This is a genomic window from Pseudomonas sp. PP3, assembly GCF_905336995.1.
Lineage (GTDB): Bacteria > Pseudomonadota > Gammaproteobacteria > Pseudomonadales > Pseudomonadaceae > Aquipseudomonas > Aquipseudomonas reinekei.
The window spans coordinates 1111932-1137772 of the sequence record NZ_HG995459.1; the positions used below are offsets into that span (position 1 = coordinate 1111932).

At 60.8% G+C, this 25841-nt stretch carries 20 protein-coding genes; 4 read left to right on the forward strand and 16 right to left on the reverse strand.

Annotated elements, in window-relative coordinates; genetic code table 11:
* Positions 1–452 precede the first annotated feature (452 nt).
* A complete protein-coding gene (locus KHO07_RS05145) occupies positions 453–1421 on the reverse strand; it encodes a LysR family transcriptional regulator (RefSeq protein ID WP_212626614.1) in 969 nt (322 codons plus the stop codon).
* Positions 1422–1693: 272 nt separating this feature from the next.
* Here KHO07_RS05145 and KHO07_RS05150 point away from each other — a divergent pair, with 272 nt between their 5' ends.
* The 4 genes from KHO07_RS05150 (at position 1694) to KHO07_RS05165 (ending at position 6625) form a co-directional block, all read left to right on the forward strand.
* Positions 1694–3193, forward strand: coding sequence for an efflux transporter outer membrane subunit (locus KHO07_RS05150; RefSeq protein ID WP_212626615.1), 1500 nt, complete (start codon positions 1694–1696; stop codon positions 3191–3193).
* A gap of 175 nt (positions 3194–3368) precedes the next feature.
* Entirely contained in the window at positions 3369–5561 is a 2193-nt protein-coding gene (locus tag KHO07_RS05155) for an FUSC family protein (RefSeq protein ID WP_212626616.1), read from the forward strand.
* Positions 5551–5751, forward strand: coding sequence for a DUF1656 domain-containing protein (locus KHO07_RS05160; RefSeq protein ID WP_056853182.1), 201 nt, complete (start codon positions 5551–5553; stop codon positions 5749–5751). Before KHO07_RS05155 ends, KHO07_RS05160 begins: the two co-directional genes overlap by 11 nt.
* Before the next feature lie 10 nt (positions 5752–5761).
* Positions 5762–6625: an HlyD family secretion protein gene (locus KHO07_RS05165; RefSeq protein WP_212626617.1), complete on the forward strand. Its 864-nt coding sequence runs from the start codon at positions 5762–5764 to the stop codon at positions 6623–6625.
* A 123-nt stretch (positions 6626–6748) separates the two neighbouring features.
* On the opposite strand, the gene KHO07_RS05170 is transcribed toward KHO07_RS05165, so the two are convergent.
* The 15 genes from KHO07_RS05170 to KHO07_RS05240 form a co-directional block, all read right to left on the reverse strand.
* Positions 6749–7147, reverse strand: coding sequence for a DUF4440 domain-containing protein (locus tag KHO07_RS05170; RefSeq protein WP_212626618.1), 399 nt, complete (start codon positions 7145–7147; stop codon positions 6749–6751).
* Positions 7148–7287: 140 nt separating this feature from the next.
* A complete protein-coding gene (locus KHO07_RS05175) occupies positions 7288–8112 on the reverse strand; it encodes an SDR family oxidoreductase (RefSeq protein WP_212626619.1) in 825 nt (274 codons plus the stop codon).
* A gap of 45 nt (positions 8113–8157) precedes the next feature.
* Positions 8158–8622, reverse strand: coding sequence for a multidrug transporter (locus KHO07_RS05180; protein ID WP_150733840.1), 465 nt, complete (start codon positions 8620–8622; stop codon positions 8158–8160).
* Positions 8623–8910: 288 nt separating this feature from the next.
* On the reverse strand, positions 8911–10362 hold the full coding sequence (locus KHO07_RS05185; RefSeq protein ID WP_150733839.1) for a mannose-1-phosphate guanylyltransferase/mannose-6-phosphate isomerase: 1452 nt from the start codon (positions 10360–10362) through the stop codon (positions 8911–8913).
* 148 nt (positions 10363–10510) lie between these two features.
* Positions 10511–11167, reverse strand: coding sequence for an alginate O-acetyltransferase AlgF (locus KHO07_RS05190; RefSeq protein ID WP_150733838.1), 657 nt, complete (start codon positions 11165–11167; stop codon positions 10511–10513).
* A 17-nt stretch (positions 11168–11184) separates the two neighbouring features.
* The gene (locus tag KHO07_RS05195) at positions 11185–12360 is read right to left on the reverse strand and encodes an alginate O-acetyltransferase (RefSeq protein WP_150733837.1); all 1176 of its coding nucleotides are present in this window, start codon (positions 12358–12360) and stop codon (positions 11185–11187) included.
* 11 nt (positions 12361–12371) lie between these two features.
* The gene (locus tag KHO07_RS05200) at positions 12372–13937 is read right to left on the reverse strand and encodes an MBOAT family protein (RefSeq protein WP_212626620.1); all 1566 of its coding nucleotides are present in this window, start codon (positions 13935–13937) and stop codon (positions 12372–12374) included.
* Positions 13938–14144: 207 nt separating this feature from the next.
* Complete coding sequence (locus tag KHO07_RS05205; protein WP_212626621.1) at positions 14145–15257, reverse strand: mannuronate-specific alginate lyase; 1113 nt, start codon at positions 15255–15257, stop codon at positions 14145–14147.
* A gap of 8 nt (positions 15258–15265) precedes the next feature.
* A complete protein-coding gene (locus KHO07_RS05210) occupies positions 15266–16717 on the reverse strand; it encodes an alginate O-acetyltransferase (RefSeq protein ID WP_075945593.1) in 1452 nt (483 codons plus the stop codon).
* Between the two features lie 10 nt (positions 16718–16727).
* Positions 16728–18317 (reverse strand): mannuronan 5-epimerase AlgG, encoded by a 1590-nt coding sequence (algG, locus tag KHO07_RS05215; protein WP_212626622.1) that lies wholly within the window; start codon positions 18315–18317, stop codon positions 16728–16730.
* Between the two features lie 26 nt (positions 18318–18343).
* Positions 18344–19834: an alginate export family protein gene (locus tag KHO07_RS05220; protein ID WP_150733833.1), complete on the reverse strand. Its 1491-nt coding sequence runs from the start codon at positions 19832–19834 to the stop codon at positions 18344–18346.
* Entirely contained in the window at positions 19831–21342 is a 1512-nt protein-coding gene (gene algK / locus KHO07_RS05225) for an alginate biosynthesis TPR repeat lipoprotein AlgK (RefSeq protein ID WP_280519538.1), read from the reverse strand. Before algK ends, KHO07_RS05220 begins: the two co-directional genes overlap by 4 nt.
* Before the next feature lie 9 nt (positions 21343–21351).
* Positions 21352–22521, reverse strand: coding sequence for an alginate biosynthesis protein Alg44 (locus KHO07_RS05230; RefSeq protein ID WP_150733831.1), 1170 nt, complete (start codon positions 22519–22521; stop codon positions 21352–21354).
* 36 nt (positions 22522–22557) lie between these two features.
* Positions 22558–24042 carry a mannuronan synthase gene (gene alg8, locus KHO07_RS05235; protein ID WP_191635235.1) on the reverse strand — a complete coding sequence of 495 codons (1485 nt, stop codon included), beginning with the start codon at positions 24040–24042 and terminating at the stop codon, positions 22558–22560.
* A gap of 169 nt (positions 24043–24211) precedes the next feature.
* Positions 24212–25528, reverse strand: a complete 1317-nt coding sequence (locus tag KHO07_RS05240; RefSeq protein ID WP_150733829.1) for a nucleotide sugar dehydrogenase — start codon at positions 25526–25528, stop codon at positions 24212–24214.
* Positions 25529–25841: the final 313 nt, after the last annotated feature.

Sequence of the window (25841 nt, forward strand, 5' to 3'; positions counted from 1 at the left end):
TGGAGTGGTGAAGAGCCTGAGCGCACCTCAACCCCCGGCCTGTGGAGTGGTGAAGAGCCTAAGCGCACCCCAACCCCCGGCCTGTGGGGTGGTGAAGAGCCTGAGCGCACCCCAACCCCCGGCCTGTGGAGTGGTGAAGAGCCTGAGCGCACCCCAACCCCCGGCCTGTGGAGTGGTGAAGAGCCTGAGCGCACCTCAACCCCCGGCCTGTGGAGTAGTGAAGAGCCTGAGCGCACCCCAACCCCCGGCCTGTGGGGTGGTGAAGAGTCTGAGCGCACCTCAACCCCCTGTGGGAGCTGGCTTGCCAGCGATGGCGGCCTTTCAGCTGACCCGTTTCCTGGCAGATGCCCCCAATCGCTGCGGGCGAGCTTGCTCGCGAAAGCTGTCTGTCTGTTGTCGGGATATTGAATGTGAAAACGCATCGCGAGCAGGCTCGTTCCTAGAGGAGAGCGTCAATTCGCCACACGAACCCCACCCAGACTCCCGCTCAATTCATACGCCGCCAACTCCGCCTGATGCGCCGCCAACAACTCCGGCAGCGACCCGCGCAAATACTCCACCCAGGTCTTGATCTTCGCATCGAGATATTGCCGCGACGGGTAGATGGCGTACAGGTTCAGTTCCTGGGACCGGTAGGTGGGCATCACACGCACCAGCGTGCCGTCGCGCAAGCCGTCGATGGCGGCGTACAGCGGCAGGACGCCAACGCCCATGCCGCTGGTGATCGCGGTTTTCATGGCGTCGGCGGAGTTCACCAGGAACGGCGAGCTGTTGATGGTGACCATCTCCTGGCCATCCGGGCCGTCGAAGGCCCATTTCTCCAAGGGAATGACCGGGCTCACCAGGCGCAGGCAGGCGTGGTTGAGCAGGTCGCTGGGTTTCTGGGCGCAGCCGTTGGCTTTGACGTAGGCCGGCGAGGCGCAAACGATGCTGTAGGTGATACCCAGGCGCTGGGAGACGAAGCCTGAGTCCGGCAGTTCGCTGGCGAGCACGATGGAGACGTCGTAGCCCTCGTCGAGCAGGTCCGGCACGCGGTTGGCCATGGTCAGGTCGAAGGTGACGTCCGGGTGGGTCTTGCGATAGCGGGCGATGGCGTCGATCACGAAGTGCTGGCCGATGCCGGTCATCGTGTGGACTTTCAACTGCCCGGCCGGGCGCGCGTGGGCGTCGCTGGCTTCGGCTTCCGCTTCTTCGACGTAGGCCAGAATCTGCTCGCAACGCAGCAAGTAACGCTTGCCGGCTTCAGTCAGGGCGATGCGGCGGGTCGTTCGGTTGAGCAGACGGGTTTGCAGGTGGGCTTCCAGGTTGGAGACCGCGCGCGAGACGTTGGCCGTGGTGGTGTCCAGTTGTACCGCAGCGGCGGTGAAGCTGCCGGCCTCGGCCACGCAACTGAAGGCGCGCATGTTTTGCAATGTGTCCATGGGGTGCACTCGGGTTCGATGGCAAATTGTGACACGAAGTTTCAGGGGCTGAGACCCCTACAAACGGATTATCTCGTTAACGGTAACAAAGATTCACAGGATTCCCAGCTTATCGCCATCAAAGCCCCCCCATAGAATTGCGCGGACTGTAGGAGCCGGCTTGCTGGCGATAGCGTCGCTGCGGTCACCCAGAGTTACCGAGATGCCTGCATCGCCAGCAAGCCGGCTCCTACGAGATCTCGTTTTTCCCCTCTTTTCAGGAAATCGCAGCAGTGCCGCGTCGCATCAGCAGAGCGCTTCAGCCGCTCAGTGTTTTGGCTTTAACCCTGGCAATCAGCGGCTGCATCGGAACTGGAGGTATTGCCCCGCAGGGCAAGGCGCTGGAGGCCAATTCACTGGTCACCGACGAAGCTATCCACAGCGCCGCACAGGATGCGCATTGGCCCACCGCACAATGGTGGCAGGCTTATGGCGATCCGCAACTGAACCACTGGATCGACCTCGCCGTGCAAGGCAGCCCGACCCTGGCCATGGCCGCCGCGCGGGTGCGTCAGGCCAAATCGATGGCCGGTGTCGCCGAAGCCGCCGAGTCGCTGCAGATCAACGGCGAGTCGAGCCTCAAACGCCACAACTGGCCCACCGATCCGTTCTACGGCCCCGGTGATCTGGCCAACAGCACCACCTGGGACAACAACGCGGCGCTGGGTTTCAGTTATGCCCTCGACCTCTGGGGCCGCGAAAGCAACGCCGCCGAGCGCGCCGTGGACATGGCCCACATGACGGTTGCCGAAGCGCGCCAGGCCCAGCTCGAATTGCAGAACAACATCGTGCGCGTCTACATCGAGCTGTCGTTGCACTACGCGAATCGGGACATCGCCGAAGCGACCTTGAAGCAGCAACAGCAAATTCTTGAGCTGGCGCAAAAGCGTTTGAACGGTGGCATCGGCACCCATTTCGAAGTCAGCCAGGCCGAAACCCCGTTGCCGGAAACCCACCGACAGATCGATGCGCTGGACGAAGAGATTGCCCTGAGTCGCAATCAACTGGCGGCGCTCGCCGGTAAAGGCCCGGGCGAGGGCACGCAGCTGCAGCGACCAACACTGTCATTGGGCGCGGCCCTTAAGCTGCCCTCGACGTTGCCGGCGCAGTTGCTCGGTCAACGTCCGGATGTGGTCGCCAGTCGCTGGCAGGTAGCGGCGCAGGCGCGGGGCATCGATGTCGCCCACGCCGGTTTTTATCCCAACGTCGATCTGGTCGGCAGCCTCGGCTACATGGCCACCGGCGGTGGGGCTTTGGAGTTTTTGACCGGCAAGAAACTCAACTACAACGTCGGCCCGGCGATTTCCTTGCCGATCTTCGATGGCGGGCGTTTGCGCGCGCAGCTGGGTGAAGCTTCGGCGGGGTATGACATCGCTGTGGCGCACTACAACCAGACCCTGGTCAATGCGCTGAAAAACATCTCTGATCAGTTGATCCGCCGCGAGTCGATGGACAAGCAGCAGGCTTTCGCCGCCGAGTCGGTCGCCACCGCGCAGAAGACCTACGACATCGCGATGATCGCCTATCAACGCGGGCTCACCGATTACCTCAACGTGCTCAACGCGCAGACCTTGTTGTTCAAACAGCAGCAAGTGCAGCAGCAGGTGCAGGCCGCGCGACTGAGTGCCCATGCCGGGCTGGTGACGGCGTTGGGCGGTGGGCTTGGGGCCGGTAACGATGTGCCGGGCACCGAACAAACCAAAGCCCCGAAAACTCCGGTATTGCTGAGGTGATTCGTCAGGCAAGGCCACCTTTGTGGCGAGGGAGCTGGCTCCCGCTTGAGTGCGAAGCACTCACAAGGTCTTTGGGCTATCAGAGTTCTGGGGCCGCTTCGCAACCCAGCGCGAGTAAGTTCGCTCGCCACAGGGATTCGGTTGTTTCCAGATTTTCCGCAGTGAGCAGGATTCAATGACTCCCTTGCCCGCACCTTTGCGTTGGCTGTATTCCCTGGAATGGCGTCGGGGTTTCTTTGATTGGGCACGCAGCGATGGCGTGACCTGGGTGTACATCTTCAAGGTGCTGATCGCGGCGTTTCTCACGCTGTGGCTGGCCATGCGCCTTGAGTTGCCACAACCGCGCACGGCGATGATCACCGTGTTCATCGTCATGCAGCCGCAAAGCGGCCAGGTGTTCGCCAAGAGTTTTTATCGTTTTCTCGGCACCCTGGCCGGGTCGGCGGTGATGGTGGCGCTGATTGCCTTGTTTGCGCAGAACACCGAACTGTTTCTCGGCTCGCTGGCGATCTGGGTCGGCATCTGCACCGCCGGTGCGGCGCGCTGCCGCAACTTTCGCGCCTATGGTTTTGTGCTGGCCGGGTACACCGCGGCGATGGTCGGACTGCCTGCATTGGCGCACCCGGAGGGTGCGTTCATGGCGGCGGTCTGGCGGGTGCTGGAAATTTCCCTGGGGATTCTCTGCTCGACCCTGATCAGTGCGGCGATCCTGCCGCAAACCGCCAGCGCCGCCATGCGCAACGCCTTGTATCAGCGCTTCGGTGTGTTCGCCCTGTTCGTCACCGATGGCTTGCGTGGCCGCAGTCAACGCGAGGCGTTCGAGGCTGGCAACGTGCGTTTCATCGCCGAGGCTGTCGGCCTGGAAGGACTGCGCAGCGTCACCGTGTTCGAAGACCCGCACATGCGTCGGCGCAATGGCCGACTCAGCCGCCTGAACAGTGAATTCATGGGCATCACCACGCGTTTCAACGCCCTGCACCAATTGCTCGAGCGCCTGCGCAGCCACGATACGGATCACGCCGTGGCGGCCATCAAACCAGGCTTGCAAGACCTCGCCGAATTACTCGACGGCTTCAGTGGCCGCGCGCTGACCAGCGCCGACGCGGCACGCCTGGTCACCGCGCTGAACGCTTACAAGGCGGGGTTGCCGGCGCGGGTGCGCAGCCTGCGGGCGACTTTTCAGGAGAGCGAACCGAGCGACGACGAACTGCTGGACTTCCATACCGCATACGAACTGCTCTATCGCTTCGTCGATGACTTGCACAGTTATGCGCAGACCCACGCGTCCCTGGCCGATCACAGTCATGAACGGGAGCGCTGGGACGAGCCGTTTACGCCGCAGACCAACTGGCTGGTGTCGGCGGCATCGGGCATTCGCGCTGCGTTTATCCTGGTGGTGTTGGGCAGTTATTGGGTGGCCACGGCGTGGCCGAGCGGGGCGACCATGACCCTGATCGCCGCCGCTACCGTGGGCCTGTCCGCTGCCACGCCGAACCCCAAGCGCATGGCGTTTCAGATGGCCTGCGGCACGCTGTTGGGGGCGCTGATCGGCTTCGTCGAGATGTTCTTCATCTTCCCGTGGATCGACGGCTTTCCATTGTTGTGCGTGATGCTCGCGCCGGTCATCGTGCTCGGTTCGTTCCTGGCATCGCGACCGCAATATGCCGGGGTCGGTCTGGGCTTGCTGATTTTTTTCAGCACCGGCTCGGTGCCGGACAACCTCACCGTCTACAACCCCTACACCTTCATCAACGACTACATCGCCATGGTACTCGGCATGCTGGTGTGTGCAGCGGCGGGGGCGATCATCCTGCCGCCCAACAGTCGCTGGCTGTGGCGCCGACTGGAGCAGGATCTGCGTGGCCAGGTGGTGTACGCCATCAGCGGAAAACTCAAAGGGCTGGCCTCGAGTTTCGAAAGCCGCACCCGCGACCTCGTGCACCAGGCCTACGGTTTCGCGGCGGGGCAGCCGCAGGTGCAGCGCAGTCTGCTGCGCTGGATGTTCGTGGTGCTGGAAGTCGGTCACGCGATCATCGAGTTGCGCAAGGAACAGGCGATTCTGCCGGTGCATCCGGCGTACGCCGAATCCCAGCCGTGGCGGCAGGCGATCCGCGTGATGGGGCGCTCACTGGTGCGACTGTTTCTGCAACCAAGTCACAGCAACCTTGAACGTGCACTGATCGCCGTCGACCACGCGATCAGCCGTGTGCAGGCTACCGACGAACCCTTTGCCCCGCACTTCGACACCTCGGCGTTGCGCCGGGTGAAGAGCTACCTGCACTTCATCCGCACGTCACTGCTCGACCCGCAATCGCCACTCGTTGCCCACTCGATTGCCAAGCCTGAAGGACTTGAACATGCCTCGTGAAATCGCCTTCCACGGCGTGTACATGCCGACCATGACCCTGATGTTTTTGATTGCAGCGGTGGTGGCCTGGGCGCTGGACCGCTTCCTCTCCGGATTCGACCTGTACCGCTTCTTCTGGCATCCGGCATTGCTGCGCCTGAGTTTGTTTACCTGTCTGTTCGGCGCCTTGGCGCTGACGGTCTACCACTGAGATTGCCCTGATGAAAAAGCTGTTCAGCCTGCTCGCGACCTTGTTGGTGCTGGCCCTTGCGATATGGATCGGCCGGACCCTGTGGGTGCATTACATGGAAACCCCATGGACCCGCGACGGCCGGGTGCGCGCCGACATCATCAACGTCGCCGCCGACGTCACCGGCGAGGTGGTGAACGTGCCGGTGCGCGACAATCAGTTGGTGAAGAAAGGCGACCTGTTGATGCAAATCGACCCGGAACACTATCGGCTGGCGGTCAAACAGGCGCAATCGCTGGTGGCGTCCCGCAAAGCCACCTGGGAGATGCGCAAGGTCAACGCCCATCGTCGCGCCGACATGGACAACCTGGTGATCTCCCGTGAGAACCGCGACGACGCCAGCAATCTCGCCGACTCGGCCCTCGCCGATTACCAACATGCCCAAGCGCAACTGGAGGCCGCCGAACTCAACCTCAAACGCACCGAAGTCCGGGCAGCGGTGGACGGTTACGTGACCAACCTCAACGTGCATCGCGGTGACTACGCACGCATCGGCGAAGCGAAGATGGCCGTGATCGACATGAATTCGTTCTGGGTCTACGGCTTCTTCGAAGAAACCAAACTGCCTCATGTGCGCGTGGGTGACAAAGCCGACATGCAACTGATGAGCGGTGAAGTGCTCAAGGGCCACGTGGAAAGCATCTCGCGCGGCATCTACGACCGCGATAACCCGGAAAGTCGTGAACTGATCGCCGATGTGAACCCGACCTTCAACTGGGTGCGCCTGGCGCAGCGGGTGCCGGTGCGGGTTCACATCGATGAGGTGCCGGAGGGGGTACTGTTGGCGGCGGGGATTACGTGTACGGTGGTGGTGAATCCAGCGGCGGGTGACTAACGCCGAGACAGGAACGATCTTGTGGCGAGGGAGCTTGCTCCCGCTGAAGTGCGTAGCAGTGGCTTTTGGGGCCGCTGCGCAGCCCAGCGGGAGCAAGCTCCCTCGCCACAGACAGCGACAAGGTCAGACTTGGCTAAATGTCTCGTGCAAATGTCGCCACAGCACCTTGCCGTTCGCCTGTTTCTCGAACACCGCGGTCGAGCGGCGATCGGAGTGCAGGCCGGTGGCATCGGTTTGCTGCTCGCGATAACTGACGGTTGCACCGCCTTCGTGCAAGGCAATGCCTTGCAGATCGCTGAGTTCGATGCGGAAGCCGAGCTTCTTGCCGCCCGCCAGCGTGAACAATTCGTTCAGCGCAGCAAAATCCAGCACTCGCCCCAGCGGCGAGACCATGGAAAAGTGCGGGGAGAAACGCGTCAGCAGTTGTTCGAGTTCGGCGGCGTCGCGCTCTTCGGCCAGCCATTGTTCGATGGCGACGTGGGCCTGGATCACTTCGTCGAAGTATTCGGTGTAGTCGGTCATGTCAGTAATTCACCTAAAGAGTTGCAATGTCTGTTCTGACGCCATCGCGGGCAAGCCCGCTCCCACAAGGTCGTGCGCAAACTCTGAAATAGCGCTCATCCTGTGGGAGCTGGCTTGCCAGCGATGCGGGCGATTCGGTCTCAGAGTTGCCCACGCAACCCGAACCGCTTCATCAGTCCTGATTCGAGCAAGCCCTTGGGCAACAACCCCGCCAACAACGGCAACGCCCGGCTGCCATTACCCAGGCGAATCAGGCGCGGCGGCTTGCCTTGCTGCACAGCCTTGAGCAATCCGGCGGCAAGCTCGTTGGCTGGGGTCGGGTTGTCCTGAGAGGCTTTGGCCCTGGCGCGAATGCCTTCGCGCAACGGGAACCACGGCGATTGTTCGCTGATCAGTTGCTCGGCTTCGTGGCCGGCATTCTTGGCGAAACTGGAGGCGATGGCCCCCGGCTGGACTTCCATCACCCGCACACCGAACGGCGCAAGCTCCATGCGCAGGGCATCGCTCAAGGCATGCACGGCGGCCTTGGATGCGCAGTAGGCACCGGCGAACGGCGTGACCAAAACACCGGACACACTGCCGATGTTCACCACCAGCCCTTTGGTCCGGCGTAGCACGGGAAACATTGCGCGCGTGACACCAACGATGGCGAACACATTGGTTTCGAACTGGCGCTGCATGGCCGGTACGCCACCATCGAGCAGGGGGCCCATGGCACCATAACCGGCGTTGTTGATCAGCACGTCGAGGCCGCCGCGTTCCTGGTTGATCCGCGCGCTCAACTGCTCAAGCGCAACGCCGTCGTTGACGTCCAGTTGCACGGCGACAAAACCCGCAGCGCTGAGCTGGGCGACATCTTCGGCCTTGCGCGCACTGGCCCAGACCTCATAGCCGGCCGCCTTGAACGCATCGGCGAGGGCGCGGCCGATGCCGCTGGAACAACCGGTAATCAACGCAACGGGCATGGCGCGGTCCTTGTGCAATCAGTGGGAAAGCTCAGTGGGTAAGCATTAGTCGGAGAAGCTACCCTGCAATCGCTCGGCGCGAAACTCCAGGGTTTCCGGGCGGTAGCCGGGGCGAAGGGGGGGCAGCGGCAAACAGTCTTCCCAGTTGCCGCCGGCCTGCAATTCGCCGGGGCCGCGATAACGCGGGGCGGTGTATTGATTGTCTGCCAGGTTGACCGTGTCGCCCGGTGCATAGGCGGCGACGCGCCAGCGCAGTTCGGTCAAGGGGACGTCGTTGCCGTTGTTCATGGTCAATTGGAGCGGCCGATCGGCAGGGCAATGCTGCGGCGCGTAGCTAATGCGCAACTCCAGACGTTGCAGCTGCTTGAGTTCGCGGTGGTCCATCCAGATGACCCAGGTGGCAACAATGCCCAGCCCCACGGCGGCGGCCATGGACACGGGCAGGGCTTTGGCTGGATAGCGCAGGAGCAGGATCAGCCAGGTAATGACCAGCAGGATGCCGATGAACATGACGCGAAATCCTCGCAAGCAGAGAAGAGCATCCTACCTAAGCGTAGGGGAGGTTGCGATGGGCGAGATTTGGCGGTGACTGTACTGACCTCATCGCGGGCAAGCCCGCTCCCACAGTGATTGGCGTCGAATACGTAACCTGTGAACAACCGATAACCTTGTGCGAGCGGGCTTGCCCGCGATGAGGCCGGCCGAGGCAACACAAAATCCGGACAAAAAAAGCCCCCGGTCAACCCGCTGCGGATAGGGAACGCAGCGAGCTGATCGGGGGCTTAAGGTAACGGATGCTTATTGCGCGATGGTTTTCACCGACACGCCGCGCTCAACCGGGGTCGAGCGACCGTAGATATCTTCAAAACGCTCGATGTCGTCTTCACCCAGATAGCTGCCCGATTGCACTTCGATGATCTCCAGTGGAATCTTGCCCGGGTTGCGCAGGCGGTGGACCGAGGCAATCGGAATGTAGGTCGACTGGTTTTCGGTCAGCAGGAACACGTTTTCATCGCAAGTCACTTCGGCGGTGCCGCTGACGACGATCCAGTGCTCGGCACGGTGGTGGTGCATCTGCAGCGACAGGCAGGCGCCCGGTTTGACCGAGATGTGCTTGACCTGGAAACGGCCGCCCATGTCCACCGAATCGTAGGAGCCCCACGGACGATAGACTTCGCAATGGTTCTGGGTTTCAGTGCGGCCCAGTTCGTTGAGGGTGTTGACCATCTGCTTCACACCTTGGACCTTGTCCTTGTGGGCGATCATCATGGCGTCCTTGGTTTCGACGACGACGATGTTTTCCAGGCCGATCACCGACACCAGTTTGCCGTTGCCGTGGATCATGCAGTTCTTGCTGTCCTGGATGACCACATCGCCTTTAGTGACGTTGCCGTTGGCGTCTTTTTCATTCACTTCCCACAGCGACGACCAGCAACCGACATCGCTCCAGCCGGCGGTCAGCGGAACGACGCAGGCGCGTTGGGTTTTTTCCATCACCGAGTAGTCGATGGAATTGTCCGGGCAGCAGGCGAAGGTCGCTTCGTCGAAGGTCACGCTGTCGGCGTCCTGGGCACTGCGCTCGAGGGTCAGCAGGCAGGTGTCGTAGATGTCCGGATCGTGCTTTTTCAGCTCTTCGAGGAAGCGGCTGGCGCGGAACAGGAACATGCCGCTGTTCCAGAAATAACCGCCGGACTGGACGAACTCGGTGGCGCGTTTCACGTCGGGTTTTTCGACGAAGTGCGAAACACGGCTGACGCCTTCAGGCAGCAGCGAGTCGTTGGTCGACTTGATGTAGCCGTAGCCGGTTTCCGGTTTGGTGGCCGGTACGCCGAACAGCACCATTTCGCCGTTTTCCGCTGCCACGGTGGCCAGGGCCAGGGCGCGTTGCAGGGCTTTCTGGTCGTCCAGTACGTGGTCGGCCGGCAGCACCAGCATCAGTTCGTCACGACCTTCATTGACCAGCATCATCGCGGTCAGGGCCACGGCCGGCGCGGTGTTGCGGCCGAAGGGTTCCATCAGGATGCGCTGGGTGTCCAGATTGCGGGCGGTCAGTTGCTCGTTGACGATGAAACGGTGGTCTTTGTTGCAGACCACAATCGGCGCGTCCATGCCTTCGAACACCAGGCGCTCCAGGGTTTGCTGGAACAGCGTGTGTTCGCCGGTCAGGGCCAGGAACTGTTTAGGGAACTGCTTACGGGAAAGCGGCCAAAGACGTGAGCCACTACCACCTGACAAGATCACCGGAATCATATTGTTACTCCTTGAAATTCGTTTGGTTAGGCCTTTGTGGGAGCTAGCCTGCTAGCGATGGCATCACCTCGGTACAGCGTAAAACCGAGTGGCCTGCATCGCCGGCAGGCCGGCTCCCACAGAGAGCCGGGGCAGTTCGGGAAATTAATTAGCGCGTCGAGACCGGGCGTTTGACCCAGACTGGCGACAGGCTGCTGCCGTTGCCGGTGACGTACAGCACCGCGGCTTCGCCGCGTTCCAGGGCGACCGGTTTCACGTCGCCGACTTTCGTGGTGCCATCGTATAGCGCCAGGCTGACTTTGACCGGGTTGATTTCACGTTCGCCACGACCTTTGGGCGCAACGTTCGGCACCACGTCGGTCTTGCCATCGGCGGTTTTCAGGGTCAGCGGCTTGTCGCTGAGGTTCTGCACGCGCACCAGGGATTTCTGCTTGTTCTTGAACGGTGGCTCTTCGATCAGTTGCGGCGCGCCGCTGGCGTTGTTGACCAGGGTGTAATAGTGATCGCCGGCCAGTTTCACCGGCAGCGTCTGGCTGCCGACCTTGGCGCTGTAGTCGCCGCCCGGCATGAAGCTGAAGTCACTGCTGGACAGTGGCGCGACGTCGCTCAGGCTGGTGCTGCCGACGGTGGCGCTGACTTCGGCGTTGCTGGCGTTGTAGATACGCACGAAGGACGAGCCTTTCGGTGCGGTCGGGCCGTACAGCGCGGCATCGCCACCGGCGAACGCTTGCATCGAAAGCGCGGTCATGCCGGCAACCAGAGCAAAAGTCTTGGCGAGACGGCGAGGAGTTGTCTTGAAAGTCATGGTAGTACCTCTCTCTTTCAGTTTTGCGCCCGGTCGGGCGTCTCGGATTTAGTGTTTGCGGCTACGTTTTGTTGGCGGGCGCCGGCTTGTTTAAGCTCTGCGACCCACTGCGGGTCGGCGTCACCGATTTCGTTATTCACAGGCAGATATCGTTCAGGAAACTCCCAGATCAGCACTTGTGGCGGGCTGTTCTTGAAAGCGTCGCTCTTGAGGTAGCTGAGCATCGGCAGAATCGGGCCGTGGCCGTCTTCGGCGTAATTGACCACGTCGCTGTTCAGCGCTTGCTTGAGTGCACCGACGAAGTTCCAGTTGGGGTTGGCGCTGTAGCTGGTGCCAATCAGGGCCACCGGCACTTCGGTGTTGGCGAACAGGGCGTCGTCACCGGCCGGCTGATCTTCAGCCGCGACGGTGTTGCGCTTCTGCAAAGGTTCTTGCTTGGGCATCAGGTTTTCGAACAGCGGGTCCAGTGGCAGGAACAGTCGCAGGTCGCCCTTATGCGTAACAGTTTGCGCAGGCTCGGTGACGAAGCGCTGTGGCTCGCCGCTCAGCGGGTACTTGTCGGCAATGGTCTTGGCCAAACGGTTGGCTGCGATCTCGGCACCTTGCGGTGTCCAGTGGGTGTCGGTGCGCAGGAACACCTGCTGACCGTTCTGCTTGGCCTGTTCCAACGGGCCGAGCAGGTCAGGGGCGAGGATGTGATCGGCCGCCAGACGCTTGTGGAAATCCTGGTAGAGATTGGCGTGGATGCTGGCCGGTTTCACTTCTCCCAGATGCTCCGGATACAGACGCACCTTGGCGGGCACCACGGCCATGACCAGTTTCACGCCTTTCTCTTTGAGGGTCTGGCGCACGCCTTCGACCAGCGCGTAGTTGCCTTGCAGGTTCAGCTCTTCGTTGACGGTCGGGTGGAATTCTTCATCGCTGTACAACCACTGGTCGCGGCCGAGCACAACGCCCGGACGACCTTCGTTGAACAGTTTGAAATCCAGCGCCGCCCAGAGGTTGGTGCCCAGGCGCTTGATCGGAAACTCTTCGTCGTAGTGAGTTTCCACAGCCTTGGTCCAGCGGCCGTTGAGCACCGTCGCATCGGCGTTGGTACTGAAGCCCATGAAGCTGCGAACCGACCACAGGCCGAGGCCGAGCAGCGTCACCAGGAACAGTGCGATGTAGAAAATGCGTAATGAGCGGGTCATGGTCAGATCCCTCAGAACTGGAAGTAAAGGAACGGCGAGAAGCTTTGCGCCGAGAGTTTGAGAATCGAGGCGATGAACAGCAGCAGCACCAGCGCACGCATGGCGTAACGGGACCAGTCAGCAGTCCAATAGGCCGGTTGCACCTGGGCGTCGACGCCAACGGTGTAGCCGGGCTGATGGATGCTCGTCGGGTTATCCCCAGGCGCGGCTTTGATCAGGCCCGGTTCACTGGCAGCAGGGCCATCGCTGTCGACGTTCACCGCAGGTTGGGTCTTGGCTGGTGGCTGGTTGCTGTAGAAGTCGCGCAGGCCGAAGAACGCCAGGGTCACGTAGGCCACCACCAACGTTGCGATCTGCAGGCCGGTGAGGCTGGCCTGGTTGAGTTCCGACAGCGACCATTCGCCGAAGCTGAACATCGCGCCGTACATGCGCCCGGCGACGTGCAGGTTTTCTGCGCGGAAGATCACCCAGCCCATCACCACCAGCAGGAAGGTGAAGGCCCAACGCAGCACGTTGAAACTGCGTGGCGCGGTATTCAGGCCGATGGCTTTTTCAATCGCCAGCCACATGCCGTGCCAGGCGCCCCAGACGATGTAGGTGATGTTCGCGCCGTGCCACAGACCACCGAGCAGCATGGTCAGGAACAGGTTGCGATAGGTGGTCAGCGTACCTTTACGGTTACCGCCGAGGGTGATGTACAGATAGTCACGCAACCAGGTCGACAGACTGATGTGCCAGCGGCGCCAGAACTCGGTGATCGACTGGCTGATGTACGGCTGCTTGAAGTTTTCCATGAAGCGGAAACCCATCATCAAGCCCAGGCCGATGGCCATGTCGCTGTAGCCGGAGAAGTCGAAGTACAACTGCGCGGTGTAGGCCAGCGCACCCAGCCAGGCATCGCCCGTGGTCGGGTTTTGCAGGGCGAAGCAATGGTCGGCGACCACCGCCAGGGTGTCAGCGATGAAGACTTTCTTGATGAAACCCTGCATGAACCGCGTGCAGCCCTCGGAGAATTTGTCGAGGGTGTGGGTGCGGTTGTTGAACTGGTCGGCCAGGTCGCGGAAACGCAAGACGGGACCGGCAATCAGGTGCGGGAAGATCGCCACGAACGCCGCGAAGTCGATCAGGTTGCGGGTCGCCGGGGTGTCGCCACGGTAGACGTCGATGATGTAGCTGATGGACTCGAAAATGTAGAACGAGATACCGATCGGCAACAGCACGTGGGTCAGGATGAAGGGCTCCAGGCCTATCGACGTCATCATCGCGTTGATGCTGTCGACGCCGAAGTTGGCGTACTTGAAGTAGCCGAGGATACACAGGTCCACCGCCACGCCGAGCAGCAGCCAGCGCTGTGCCGGTTTGGTCCGGACACCGGCGGCACCGACTTTCAGGCCGATCCAGTAGTTCCACAGGGTGACCGCTGCGAACAGCGCCAAAAAGTCCACACGCCACCAGGCGTAGAACACGTAGCTGGCAATCAGCAGCAGTAAATTGCGATAGCGTTGCCCGCTCAGGTAGTACAAGCCGAGAAAGATCGGCAAGAACAAAAACAGGAACACGTTGGACGAAAATACCATCCCGATCTCTCCTTGTTTGAACCAACAGTCAAGGGCCAACGGCCCCCCCAAACCCCCCACCGAAAACCGGGGGATGTCTTGCATTCAAAGCCACAGCGATCCCTGTAGGAGCTGGCTTGCCAGCGATGGCGTCTGCACATCCGAGAATGATGTCGACTGACACATCGCATCGCTGGCAAGCCAGCTCCTACAGGGGGATGCGTTGTTCTAGGAACCCTTGCCCTTTTCATTGGCCGGGTCATAGACCTTGGTCAAGTCGCCGCCGAGGCGGAAAGTCTTGAACGGTTGCATGTCATGCTTCTTCTCCAGCACATCCGGGGTGCAGGTGTAGAGCGAGCAGAACGGTTCGAGCCAGGCGAATTTCGAGTCGACCTTGAGGTCGGTCATGTCCTGTTCCTTGCCGTTCTTTTCCTCGAATTCGTCCGGGTCTTTCACCCCGGCGAGTACCCGGTCACCCAGGCGTTTCAGCGCGCCGTTGTTTTCCTGTCGCAGATCCACACCGTTGACCTGGGCGAAACTGGCGATCATCGCCAGCGGCGGCAGGGCGTAGTTGTGATAGGCGAGGGCGCGTTGCTGGCGCTTGAGTTCGTTGGGCAAGAAGCCCTGGGCGTCGACCTGATGGGCGCCGACCTTGAATTCCTTCACCGCCCAGTCGAACAGGTCGCGGCGGTTGGTGGCGACGGAAGTTGCCATCACCGACCAGGCGGCCCAGTACGAGTGGTTGTTGGTTTTTTCCAGCGGCAGGTTGTCCCAGTCGCTGACCACCTGGTCGGCCATCTTGCTGAACCAGGCTTCGATCAGCTGCGACTCTTGCTGATGGTTGGCCAGCGGATGAGAGTCGGAAAACTTCAGGCGAATGTACGAGGACGCCATGCTGCCCAGCGCCCATTTGCGCATCGACTTGCCTGTATGGTTGAAGTCCTTGGACATCAACGCATCAGCCTTGGCCCACGCCGTCAGCCAATTGAGCGTGCACTCCAGTTGTTCCGGGCGACCGTCACGCATGAACTGCATGACGCGCTTGCTGGTGCCGCGCTCGATCTTGGTGATGTCGGCGGTGCTGTCGCGGAAGGCTTTTTCCGATTGCACGTTCAGGGTCGAACGGGCCTTGTCCGAGCCTTCGTACTTGCTGCGAAATTGCAGCGAGCCGGTGTACGGCGTCGGCATCGCATCGCAGCCTTCGCTCTTGTCGCCGGTTTTGACTTTCTCGATCGGCGCAAAGTAACCCTGTGGCGGGCGCAGTGGCGCCGCAGCCTGGGTCGCCCCGGCGAACATCGCCAGGCTCAAAAGCGTCAGTGTTGCAAGTTTCGGATTTCGCATAGCAGACCTCATTGCCCGGCTGAAGCGGTACGTTGCTCAGCGCCCGGGAATACGTTGCGTTTGCAGATTTTCGCTTCGACTTTCTGTGGCGCGGCATCCGTTTTCTCAGGACCCTGGATTTCGACGGCCAGCAGATTCTGCGAGGCCCAGTCTTCGTCCGTGCGCAACTCGAAGGCGAAACGTCCGTCAGTGTCGGAGGTTTCCGGTTTGTCGATCTTGATGTCCTCGTGGCGACCGTTCATGTACCAGAGGGTGGCTTGCAGGGTTTTCACCGACGTGTCGGCGAAGCGGATGTCGACCTGGTGACTGCCGTTACGCAGGTCGAGGTTTTTGCTGTTGACCATCAATTCGTTTTTGCCCGGCTTCAGGGTGGTGCTCCCGGACATCTGTGCATCCTTGCCTTCGCAACCGTTGTCCAGCAGCGCCATCATCTGGCGGTAGATGGTTTCCTGGTCGAGGCGATAGAGCGGCGAGAATTCCCAGATGAGAATTTTCGGCGGGTTCTTCTGGAACTCGTCGCTGCCCAGGTACTGCAGCATCGAACCTTCCAGGCCACCGCCGGGGAACGCCACGTTGAGAATGTCGGCGCCGATGGCCTCCTGGAGGAAACCGGCGAAGTTATAGTTCTTGCCACTGTGGCTGGTGCCGACCAGGGTGATCTGCGGATTGCCGGAATCGCCGAACAGATCGCCATCGCCTGCTTCGCCTTTCGGCTCGGTGGTGAATTGATCCATGTACTGGATCGCGTAGCTGGTGCCACAGAGTTGACCGGCCATGTTGTGCAATGTTCCGGTCTTGCCCATGCGACCCGACTTATGGGTCTCGAATTCACGCTTGGGAATGTCGGCGAAGGCCGGGATCTGCTTGACCTTTTCGGCGACGATTTTCGCTGTGCGCTGTGCGCCGTACGGGGTCCAGTGCTGGTCGCCACGGAAGTAGAAATCGTGGGCGGGCAGGGTATCGGGCAGTTGCTCGTTGGTCAGCGGCGACAGGTCCGGCACTACGTAGCCCATCTGCGCGAAACGGCCGAGCATGGTCTTGTAGTTTCTCAGGGCCTTGTCGAAATCGAAGCTGGCTTTCTCGGCAGGGTTGAGCTTGTTGCGGTTCACCAGGCCACGGGTCGGTTGATAAACCACAACCAGTTCCACGCCTTTGCTCTTGAACGCATCGTGCAGTTGCTTCATGCGTTTGTAGCCGGCAGGCGTGGTGTCGAATTCGGTGCGCAAGTCTTCCTGCGTACGGAACAGCCAGTCGCCCTGGGCCTGCACCAGCGTGGTGAAGTTCTGCTGATAACGCGTGGTGTAGTTCTTCGCGTCGTGAGCCGCCGGGCACAGGCTGCAGCAGGGTTCGGCGCTGAATTTTGGCGCTTGCACTTCGTCGGCGCGAACACCACCGCTGGCCGCGAGAATGCCAGCGGTCAGGGCCGACAGGCTGAGTAATTTGATCAAGTGTGGGTGCATAAAATTATCCTCAGTCCTGCATTTCGGTCTGGCGTTCGACAGGGTCGATCAGCACGGCTTTCTGCTGGCGCACCAGCAGGTCGAGAATTTCATCCTGGCGCTCGCCGAGAATCCCCGAGAAGCTGATGCCACTGGATTTGGTGGGTGCGAGCATGGACACGCGATACAGCTCGACGCTCAACGGCGAGTCGATGGACAGCGGGCCGCTGCCGTTGGCCGCCAGTTCACCGCCCACCACGATCAGCGACACCTGGGCGTCGAACGGGTCGAGCTTGATGTCACGGTCGGTATTGGTCAGGTCTTTGATGTGGCCGTAGACGCCAGTCAAGCCGTTGGCCATGGCGATGTTTTCGTACAGGCGAATGTTCACGCTGTTACGAATGCGGATGCCGTGGCGGCGGTTGCTCACGACTTTGTTGCCCCACAGCAAATTGTCGGCACTCTCGTAGAGGGTGATGCCGTCGGTGTGGTTCTGGTAGATCTCGTTGTGGGCAATGATGTTGTTGACGCTGTTACGGTCGATCACCAGGCCCGACAACTTGTTGTCGTAGCTGCGGTTGTTGAAGATGAAGCTGTCGTTGACCTCACGGGAAATGATGATCCCGTGCTTCTTCTTGGTCCCGTACACCGTGTTGTCGGCAATGATCAGACCGTGGGAACGGTCGTGGGGGTCGATGCCGTAGACGATGTTGTCTTTGTAGGTGTTGCCCTTGACCACGAAGTTGCTGGTTTCGTAGCAGTAGAAGCCGTACCACATGTCCGAGAACTCGGAACCGACGATCCAGCCGGTCGGCTCGGGACGCTTGAGCACCTTGGCCATGTTCGGCGTGTATTGGGAAATACTCACGCCGTAGGACTTACTGTTGGCGTAACCGAAACTGGCGATCTTGCTGTTGGCGATGTAGGTCTCGGTGCCGCCCCAGGCCAGCAGGAACGGACGGAATTCCTTGGGCGACTTGAACGCTGCCGGGCCATTTGCCTTCTCGCTCCAGCCAGTGATTTTTGTATCACGCACGAACAGCTGGCCGTCGTTGACCAGGAACGAACCGGCCTCTTGGGACAGGCGCAGTTCCTGGGTCTGCTTGTCGATTTCCAGAATGCCCTTGTTACCCACCACAATCGGCAACTTCGCCAGGAATACGCCTGGCGACGTTTCGCTGAAGTACTGCTTGGGCAGCTTCTTCGCCAGGTCCTTGAGGTTCATGTAGCCGTCGTCGACGAAGATCGCCTGCGGGATGCCGTGCTGACGCACCACCCACTCGGCCATCTTGTTATCGCCACCGATGAAGTCCTTCAGGGCGTCTTCCTGCATCATCCGGCGCACGCTGATTTTGCCGGCCTTGCTGCGCACGACTTTTGCGGCGATGGCTTCGGCGGTGTAGCCGGACACGTCCGGCAGTTTCGGCGTGGCCAGTTCCAGCGGCGCGGTCGGTGCGCTGCTGACGGTGTAGGTCTTGGCCTGTTGCAGTTCCTTGGTCACGGTCGCCTGCTTGCCAGCTTGAGGCGCTGCCGGCTCGACATTGGCGAAGGCGCTCGCGCTGGCCAGCAGCATCGCGCCGGCCAACAGGCTGATCGAGCCTTTTCGGGCTTGATGATTCATCTGGGAGACTCCCTTCGCAATGTGCATCAGAAGCGCCAGATCACGTCGATGAACGCGCGGTGCATGTACGAGTCGACTTCCTTGCCGTACGCATCACCCGGCTTGAACACGCCACCACGGAAACGCACCAGGGCCGAAGGTTCATCGATCTTCTGGCTCAACGCGGCCGGCAACAGGCCTTGCTTGAAGTACTTGGTGACCACCAGATCCATCTCCTGGCCGAGGTCTTTTTCACCATCGTTCAGTGGCAGGGAGGTGCTGGAAAGGATGGCGCCGGTGACGTCGTCGGTGTTGTTCTGCACGGCATCGATGCCGTTGCTGCCGACCGGTTTGTTGCCGTCGACGCGCCAGAACTTGTGGTAGATCAGGCTGGCGTCGTATTCGTCATTGAGCATCCACGAACCGAACAGTGTGGCCGATTGCATGTTGTTCATTTCGCCACGGAAGGCCTCGCCGAAACGGTGCACGCGCGAGCGGGTACCGGTGTAGTTCGAGCGGTTGCTTTCCAGGCCGTTCTGTTCGTAATCCTCGCTGGCGCGGGCGTAGGCGGCACCGACTTGCCATTGCGGATCCAGGCGCAGGCGCACACCGAGGTCAGTGGCCCAACCGTCTACATCGCCGCTGCGCTTGGCTTCGGCGGGTGCGGTGCCATCAGCATTCAATGGGTTGACCGTATCGCGGTCGCCGCTCATGCCGGTGATGCTGCCCCAGTAATTGACCGTGTTGGTATTGCGCCAGTTGTAGGCGTCGCTGTTGGCCTGCAGGCCTAGCCAGCTGATGTCGCCGTTTTGTTTCTTGTCCAGTGTGTCGGCAGGAACGCCGGGTTCGGCATAGTCGAGCTTGCCGTCATCGTGGGTGTGATGACCGCGAATACCGGCCCAGTGCCCCGGGGTCCACTGATACTCGGCATCGGCGAAAGCGTGCAGGCGATCCTTGTCTTCGGGGGCCAGCTCTTTCAGGTCAGTACGGTACTCGCTGAAGCGTTCGGCGATACCGACATTGGCGCGCAGCAGGGTGGTGTCGAAGGTCCAGTTCAGGGCTTCGATGTTGGTGTCGCGCCATTGACCGTCGTCGTTGTGCAGGCGCTGACGACCGAACTTCAATATCTCGCCAGGGTAAGGCGTGAAGCCGCTGTAGCCGACCCAGAACTCACGCATCGCCAGGTAGTTCTTCTTGGTCTTGCGGTCATCGTTTTCGGTGTTCTGTGTGCCGTCGCTGCCGGCTTGCTGCAGGGTGTCGGTCTCGATGATGTCGGTGGACGTCACCGCCTGACCCATCGCGTAGCCGCTCCATGCACCGCTTTCGCCATAGACCCACGGGCGCAGGTCGAGGCCGACGCCGTTGACGTCGCCGCCACTCTGGGTGCCGAGGTCACGGTCGTCTTCGGACTGGCCGGTGATCTTCACGTCCAGGCCGAAATTCTTGGTTTCTTCCGTCATCGCAGCGAGTGTCGGGCAAGACCAGATCAGCGCGAAGGTGAGGCCGATACCGGCCTTCATGAATGGATTCAATTTCATAGGGATTCCTCGCCATCTTCTTCTTGCAGGGCATGCAGTGGCAGCGTGTTCTGGCTCAAGTTGCCGCGAACGGCCTGTTCCTGTTTCAACAGGCGTTGGGCCTCGGCCAGCTGCGCAGGCGGCAGTTGGGCTTCGAGTGTTTGTGCAAGCTCGGTGGCCTGCGGGGTGTTCTGGGTCTTGGCCAGTTGGCTGAAGACGTATGCATTGAGCGGGTCAGGCTTGGTGCCTTTGCCTTGGGAGAACAATTGGGCGATGGCAAAGTCGGCGCTGTTCTGGCCGTTGCGCGCAGCGGTCAGCAAGTGATCCAGCGCCTTCTGCGGATAGACCTTGCCCAGATAGCCACGGCGGTAGATCTGGCCGAGGTAGTAATCGGCGGCCACTTCGCGGCCGACGGCTTTCTGGAAATGTTCTTCGGCGACCTTCGCATCTGCCGGAACCATCTTGCCTTCGTAGTACAGCTTGCCCAGCAACAGCTCGGCACGCGGCTGGTCGGCGGCGCGGCCGTTGTCCAGGTACTTCATCATCTGATCGACATCGCCCAGTTCGGGGAAGTCGTAGAGCAGTTGCGCCAGGGTGACCCACGACGCCGGGTAACCCGGGGCGATAGGTTCGAGCAGCGACTGCGCGGTTTTCTCATCCGGTGTGCCGAGGGTCGAGTCGGCCAGGACCCGGGCGACGCTGTCTACACGTTGAGCGGACACAGTGCCGCGTGCATGGCCAGCCTGCATCTGCTTGATCAGCTCGGCCTGTTGTTCAGGCTGGGCTTTTTTCTGATAGACCGTGGCCAGTTCGACGTAGCAAATATCGGTGGTGTTGATCGCGGCTTTGCAGATCTTTTCCACGTCATCCAGATGCTGATCGTAAGTACCCTGGGTGCGATACAACAGCACCTGTGCCAGGCCTGCTTCCGGCTTGCCTTCGGCGCGCCATTGGCTGATCTGCTGCTGGGCATTCACGTTCGGGAAGCTGTGCGGATATTGCAGGTACAGCATCGCCAACGGGATCAAGGTATTGCCTTCACCAGCGGCGGCGGCTTTCTTGAGCAGGGTTTCGGCTTCATGTTGCTCGGCTTCGGTGGAGCCAGGCTTGGCCACCAGCAAGCGGCCGAGTCGCGCCTGGGCACGCGGTGAAACGCTGGCGGCGGCGCGGTAAGTCGCCTCGGCCTGTTTCATCTGCGCCGGGTCACGGCTGTCAACTTGAATGTCGGCCAGACCGACCTGGGCTTCGCTGTAACCCAGGTCCGCCAGTTGCTGATAGTTCGCCGCAGCGGTGGCGGTGTCGCCACGCTTGAGCGCTTCGTTGGCCAGGCGTTGATCGGGCAGGCCGGCGCAACCGGCGAGGCTGACTGCCAAAGCCAGCGAGCACACCATATGACCCCTGTAGGAGCTGGCTTGCCGGCGATCCGCTTGACGCGGTTTTTCAGTAACATCGCAGTGATCCAATCGCTGGCAAGCCAGCTCCCACAGGGATCGCGGAGTTCTGAGAAGACTGATGATGGTCACAGGCATGTCCTCCGGTTACAGACCAGCAGCCATGGCTTTGTCGATCAGCCAGTTCAGGTTCGGACCGCGGTCGCTGTTCACTTCAACCGGGCGGCCGGCGAGGGTGCTGTCCAGGGCTTCGTCAGGCTGGATCAGGACGCGGATGTCGGAAGACAGGTCGGCGCTTTTCAGGCTGGTGCTGCTGACGATCTTGCCGGTGCGGGTCTTGTCTTCACCGGCGATCTGGAAGCGCACGGCAGTGCCTGGCAGCACGTCACCGAACTGGCGATAGGAGAAGCGGGCTTCAACGTTGGCTTCGGTGTTACGCGGGACCAGTTGGAAGATCACGTCGCCCTTGCTGGCGTACTGACCGTTGGCGACCATTTGCTGGGCCACGGTGCAATCGCATGGCGAAGTCAGGGTGCCGGTCATTTGCTTGCCGAACAGTTCTTCAACCTTGGCCGGCGACAACTGGTCGTCTTCCAGATGGCCCTTGAGTACGTCGAGCATGCTGGTGCTAAAAGTCGCCAGCGGTGCACCTTTGGCGGCCACGCCGTCGGATTTCACCAGGCTCTGCACGGTACCGTCGCGGGGCATGGTGATGTTCACGCCCGGCACGCTGACCAGGCCAGCCTGGGCGTGGCTGACGAAATACATGCCGTACACCGACTTGAAGATGAAACCGAAGGCGGCCAGGCCAACGATGAAAATACCGATGCTGAAGGTCACGGCTTTCATGCGGCCGAACGCGCTCATGCCGTGGCCGCCGTCCTTGTTCTTGCGCGCCTTGGTGAAGTTATCGCGCTGCAGCGTCGCCAACATTTCACCAATGCTGACGATGTCGCCGGCCAGGTGCGAAGTGATCAGGTGGCGCAGGGTCGAGATGTCCTGTGGTTCCAGGTTCTGGAACTGGCAACCGGCGCGGCCGGTCTGGCGATCGAAGGAACGGACCTGCAATTCGACGTCCATGGCCAGGCCAAGGTTGTCGATCACGAATTGCAGACGGGCCTTGTACACATCGCCCACTTTGAGCGGCAACTGCCCGGCGTTGAACGCCAGGCCACCGGCGGACAGGTCGATCACTCGCGCTTCGACCGGCGTGCGGTCGGGGCCGAAGAAACGCAGCTTGGCCGGGATTTTCACTCGGGCGTGTTGGCGCTGTGCTTCGGATTCATGGACTACGTTGGCGTTGACGGCGGTATTCATAGGGGCGATTTCCTTGTTAATTCAATAAGGGGGCGGTCAGACCATCATCAGCAGCACGGCGACAAAAATGCTGCCGGCGGAGAAGGTCATGGTCCGAGACGACCAGGTGTTGAACCAACGTTGAAAGCTGGCGAGATCACGGGTCAGGGAAGTGGGCTGGCGAGTCCAGGACTGTTGGTCGAGACGGAAGAACACGTAGATCTTCACCAGCGCACCGACGATCTGGTTGTAATAGAGAATCGCCGGGTAGGCCGGGCCGATCCGGTGACCGGAGCAGGACAGCAGCAGGGTCAGGATCAGGCGGGTGATGCCGATCCACAGCAGGTACACCAGGATGAACGCGGTGCCGTACTTGAAGCTGGCGATGATCGCTACGGTCAGGCCCAGCAGCGAAGTCCACATCGATACGCGCTGATCGAACAGCACCACCGAGGTGAAGGCGCCGAGGCGCTTGATCCCCAGGCCGAGGGCGCGGGAGTTCTGCCGCAGGTTGTTGCCGTACCAGCGGAACATCAGTTTGCGGCTGGCCTTGATGAAGCTCTTCTCGGGCGGGTGCTCCACGGTGTGGATCGCCGCGTCCGGCACGTAGAACGTGTCGTAGCCCAGGCGCATCAGGCTGAACCAGCTCGACTTGTCGTCACCGGTCAAGAACTTGAAGCGGCCCAGTCGCCAGTGTTGCAGCGAGTCGCTTTCCACGTCGGCGATGAACTCCGGGTTGGTCACCACGGAGGCGCGGAATACCGACATGCGTCCGGTCATGGTCAGCACGCGCTTGGACAGGGCCATCGAGCACATGTTGATGTGACGCTGGGCGAAACGCAGCTTGTGCCATTCGCTCATGATGTAGCCGCCACGTACTTCGCAGAACTCGTTGGTCGTCAGGCCGCCGACGTTGCCGAACAGCTGGAACCACGGCACGGTCTTGCGCACGACACCTTCGGCGAGCACGGTATCGCCATCGATCACCGCAACGACTGCACGGTCATCCGGCAGGTGACGGGAGATGGCGCGGAAACCGTAGGCCAGGCCATCGCGCTTGCCGGTGCCGGGAATGCGCACGAAGTCGAGTTTCACGTGCGCTGGCGGGTTCATCCGCTTCCACAGGCTTTTCACCAGCAACTCATCGGACATTTCCACGATGGAGCAGACCACGGTGGTTGGCAGGCCGCATTCCATCGCTTCGCGAATGACCGAGCTGTAGACCTGTGCGGTGGTCAGGGCGTCGATACGGAAACTGGTGACCATCAGGAAGACGTGGGACGGGTCCGCCGCTTTGCCCAGCTTGCGCACTTTGCGCCGCAGGTGCGGGTAGACCACGTACAGAAACAGCATGCCGCGCAGGAAGTGCGTGGCACCCATCGAGTAGCGCCAGATACCGACGATACCGATCAGGAAAATGAAGTCCTTCGACTCGGAGTCGAACGTGGACGCAGGCAACACCATGGCGATGCCCATCAGTAAACTTAGATAAAACAGCCAACCGGCGGCCTGGAGTAGGCCGTGCTTTAGCCTGTGCATAATCGGAATCCTAAAGTCAGTTGAAAGCCTCGCGCCCCTCTGTAGGAGCCGGCTTGCCGGCGATGGCGATCTCAGGAGCGCCATCGCTGGCAAGCCAGCTCCTACAGGTTTGCGGTGATCCTGTGGGAGCCGGCTTGCCGGCGATCAGCGCGAAGCGCTTACAACCTGCCGGTTACCAGCAAATGCCTTCAGTCCGGCCCGATACGCTGGTGGCCTTGGACATGAAGCCGACCAGGTCGATCACTTGCTTGCCATGAGGAACGTTCTGCACCAGGGCGCGGAATTTCTCGTCACGGTTGCCGAGGATGATCACGTCGGAGTTGTTGATCACGTCGTCGAAGTCAGCGTTGAGCAACGATGAAACGTGGGGGATCTTCGACTCGATGTAGTCCTTGTTCGCGCCGTGGACACGGGCGTACTCGACGTTGCTGTCGTAGATGCGCAGGTCGAAACCTTTACCGATCAGCATTTCCGCCAGATCAACCAGCGGGCTCTCGCGCAGGTCGTCGGTACCGGCCTTGAAGCTCAGGCCCAGCAGGGCGACTTTGCGTTTGTCGTGGCTTTCGACGATGTCGAAGGCGTTCTGCACCTGGGACTCGTTACTGCGCATCAGCGAGTTGAGCAGCGGCGCTTCCACGTCCAGGGAGCCTGCGCGGTAGGTCAGGGCACGCACGTCTTTCGGCAGGCAGGAGCCACCGAATGCGAAACCTGGGCGCATGTAGTACTGGGACAGGTTCAGGGTCTTGTCCTGGCAGACCACATCCATCACTTCACGACCGTCGACGCCGACAGCCTTGGCGATGTTGCCGATCTCGTTGGCGAAGGTCACCTTGGTGGCGTGCCAAACGTTGCAGGTGTACTTAATCATTTCGGCAACGGCGATGTCCTTGCGGATGATCGGCGCGTCGAGTTCTTCGTACAGCGATTGCAGAACGTCGCCCGAAGCCTTGTCGAACTCACCGATGACGGTCATTGGCGGCAGGTCGTAGTCGGCGATGGCGGTGCTTTCGCGCAGGAACTCAGGGTTTACGGCAACGCCGAAATCGACGCCGGCCTTCTTGCCGGAGCAATCTTCGAGAATCGGGATGACAACGTTTGCGACCGTACCCGGCAGCACGGTGCTGCGAACCACGATGGTGTGGCGAGTGGATTTGTCACGCAGGACAAAACCGATTTCGCGGCACACGGCTTCGATGTAGTTCAGTTCCAGGTCGCCGTTCTTCTTGCTCGGCGTGCCGACGCAGATCATCGACAGATCGGTGTCGCGAATCGCCTCGGCGAAGTTGGTGGTGCCACGCAGGCGACCCGTCTGGATACCTTGCGCCAGGAGTTCACCCAGGCCTGGTTCAACGATGGGCGATTTGCCGGCGTTGATCATATCGATCTTGTCTTTGGCAACATCGACGCCAACGACGTCATGGCCCCGTGCAGACAGGCAACCGGCACATACTGCGCCAACGTAACCCAAACCAAATATGCTGATGCGCATCGCAATTACCTCTGTGTTTTATCAAGCCATTACATGGCCGGAGTTAATGGTGTTCAGCGGTCATAGTGCACTCGGAAGTGCGGCTTACAGGCGCGACATTGCCGTGTGCTGGCATATAAGTTCCGAGTGTCTAAATAAGTGCACTCAAGGTGTGCGCAACTAGGCCTTGTTGTTATGACTTGCCCCGTTATGCAGCCAATCCTCTTTTCCAGAGAATGTTCGTGCACTGGTTCTGCGCGCTTGATGTCAGGCGTAAGGCCCGTGGATCAAGCGGTTGGGTGCTCGGGTGAGCACGTTTATAGGGGCGCGGCCA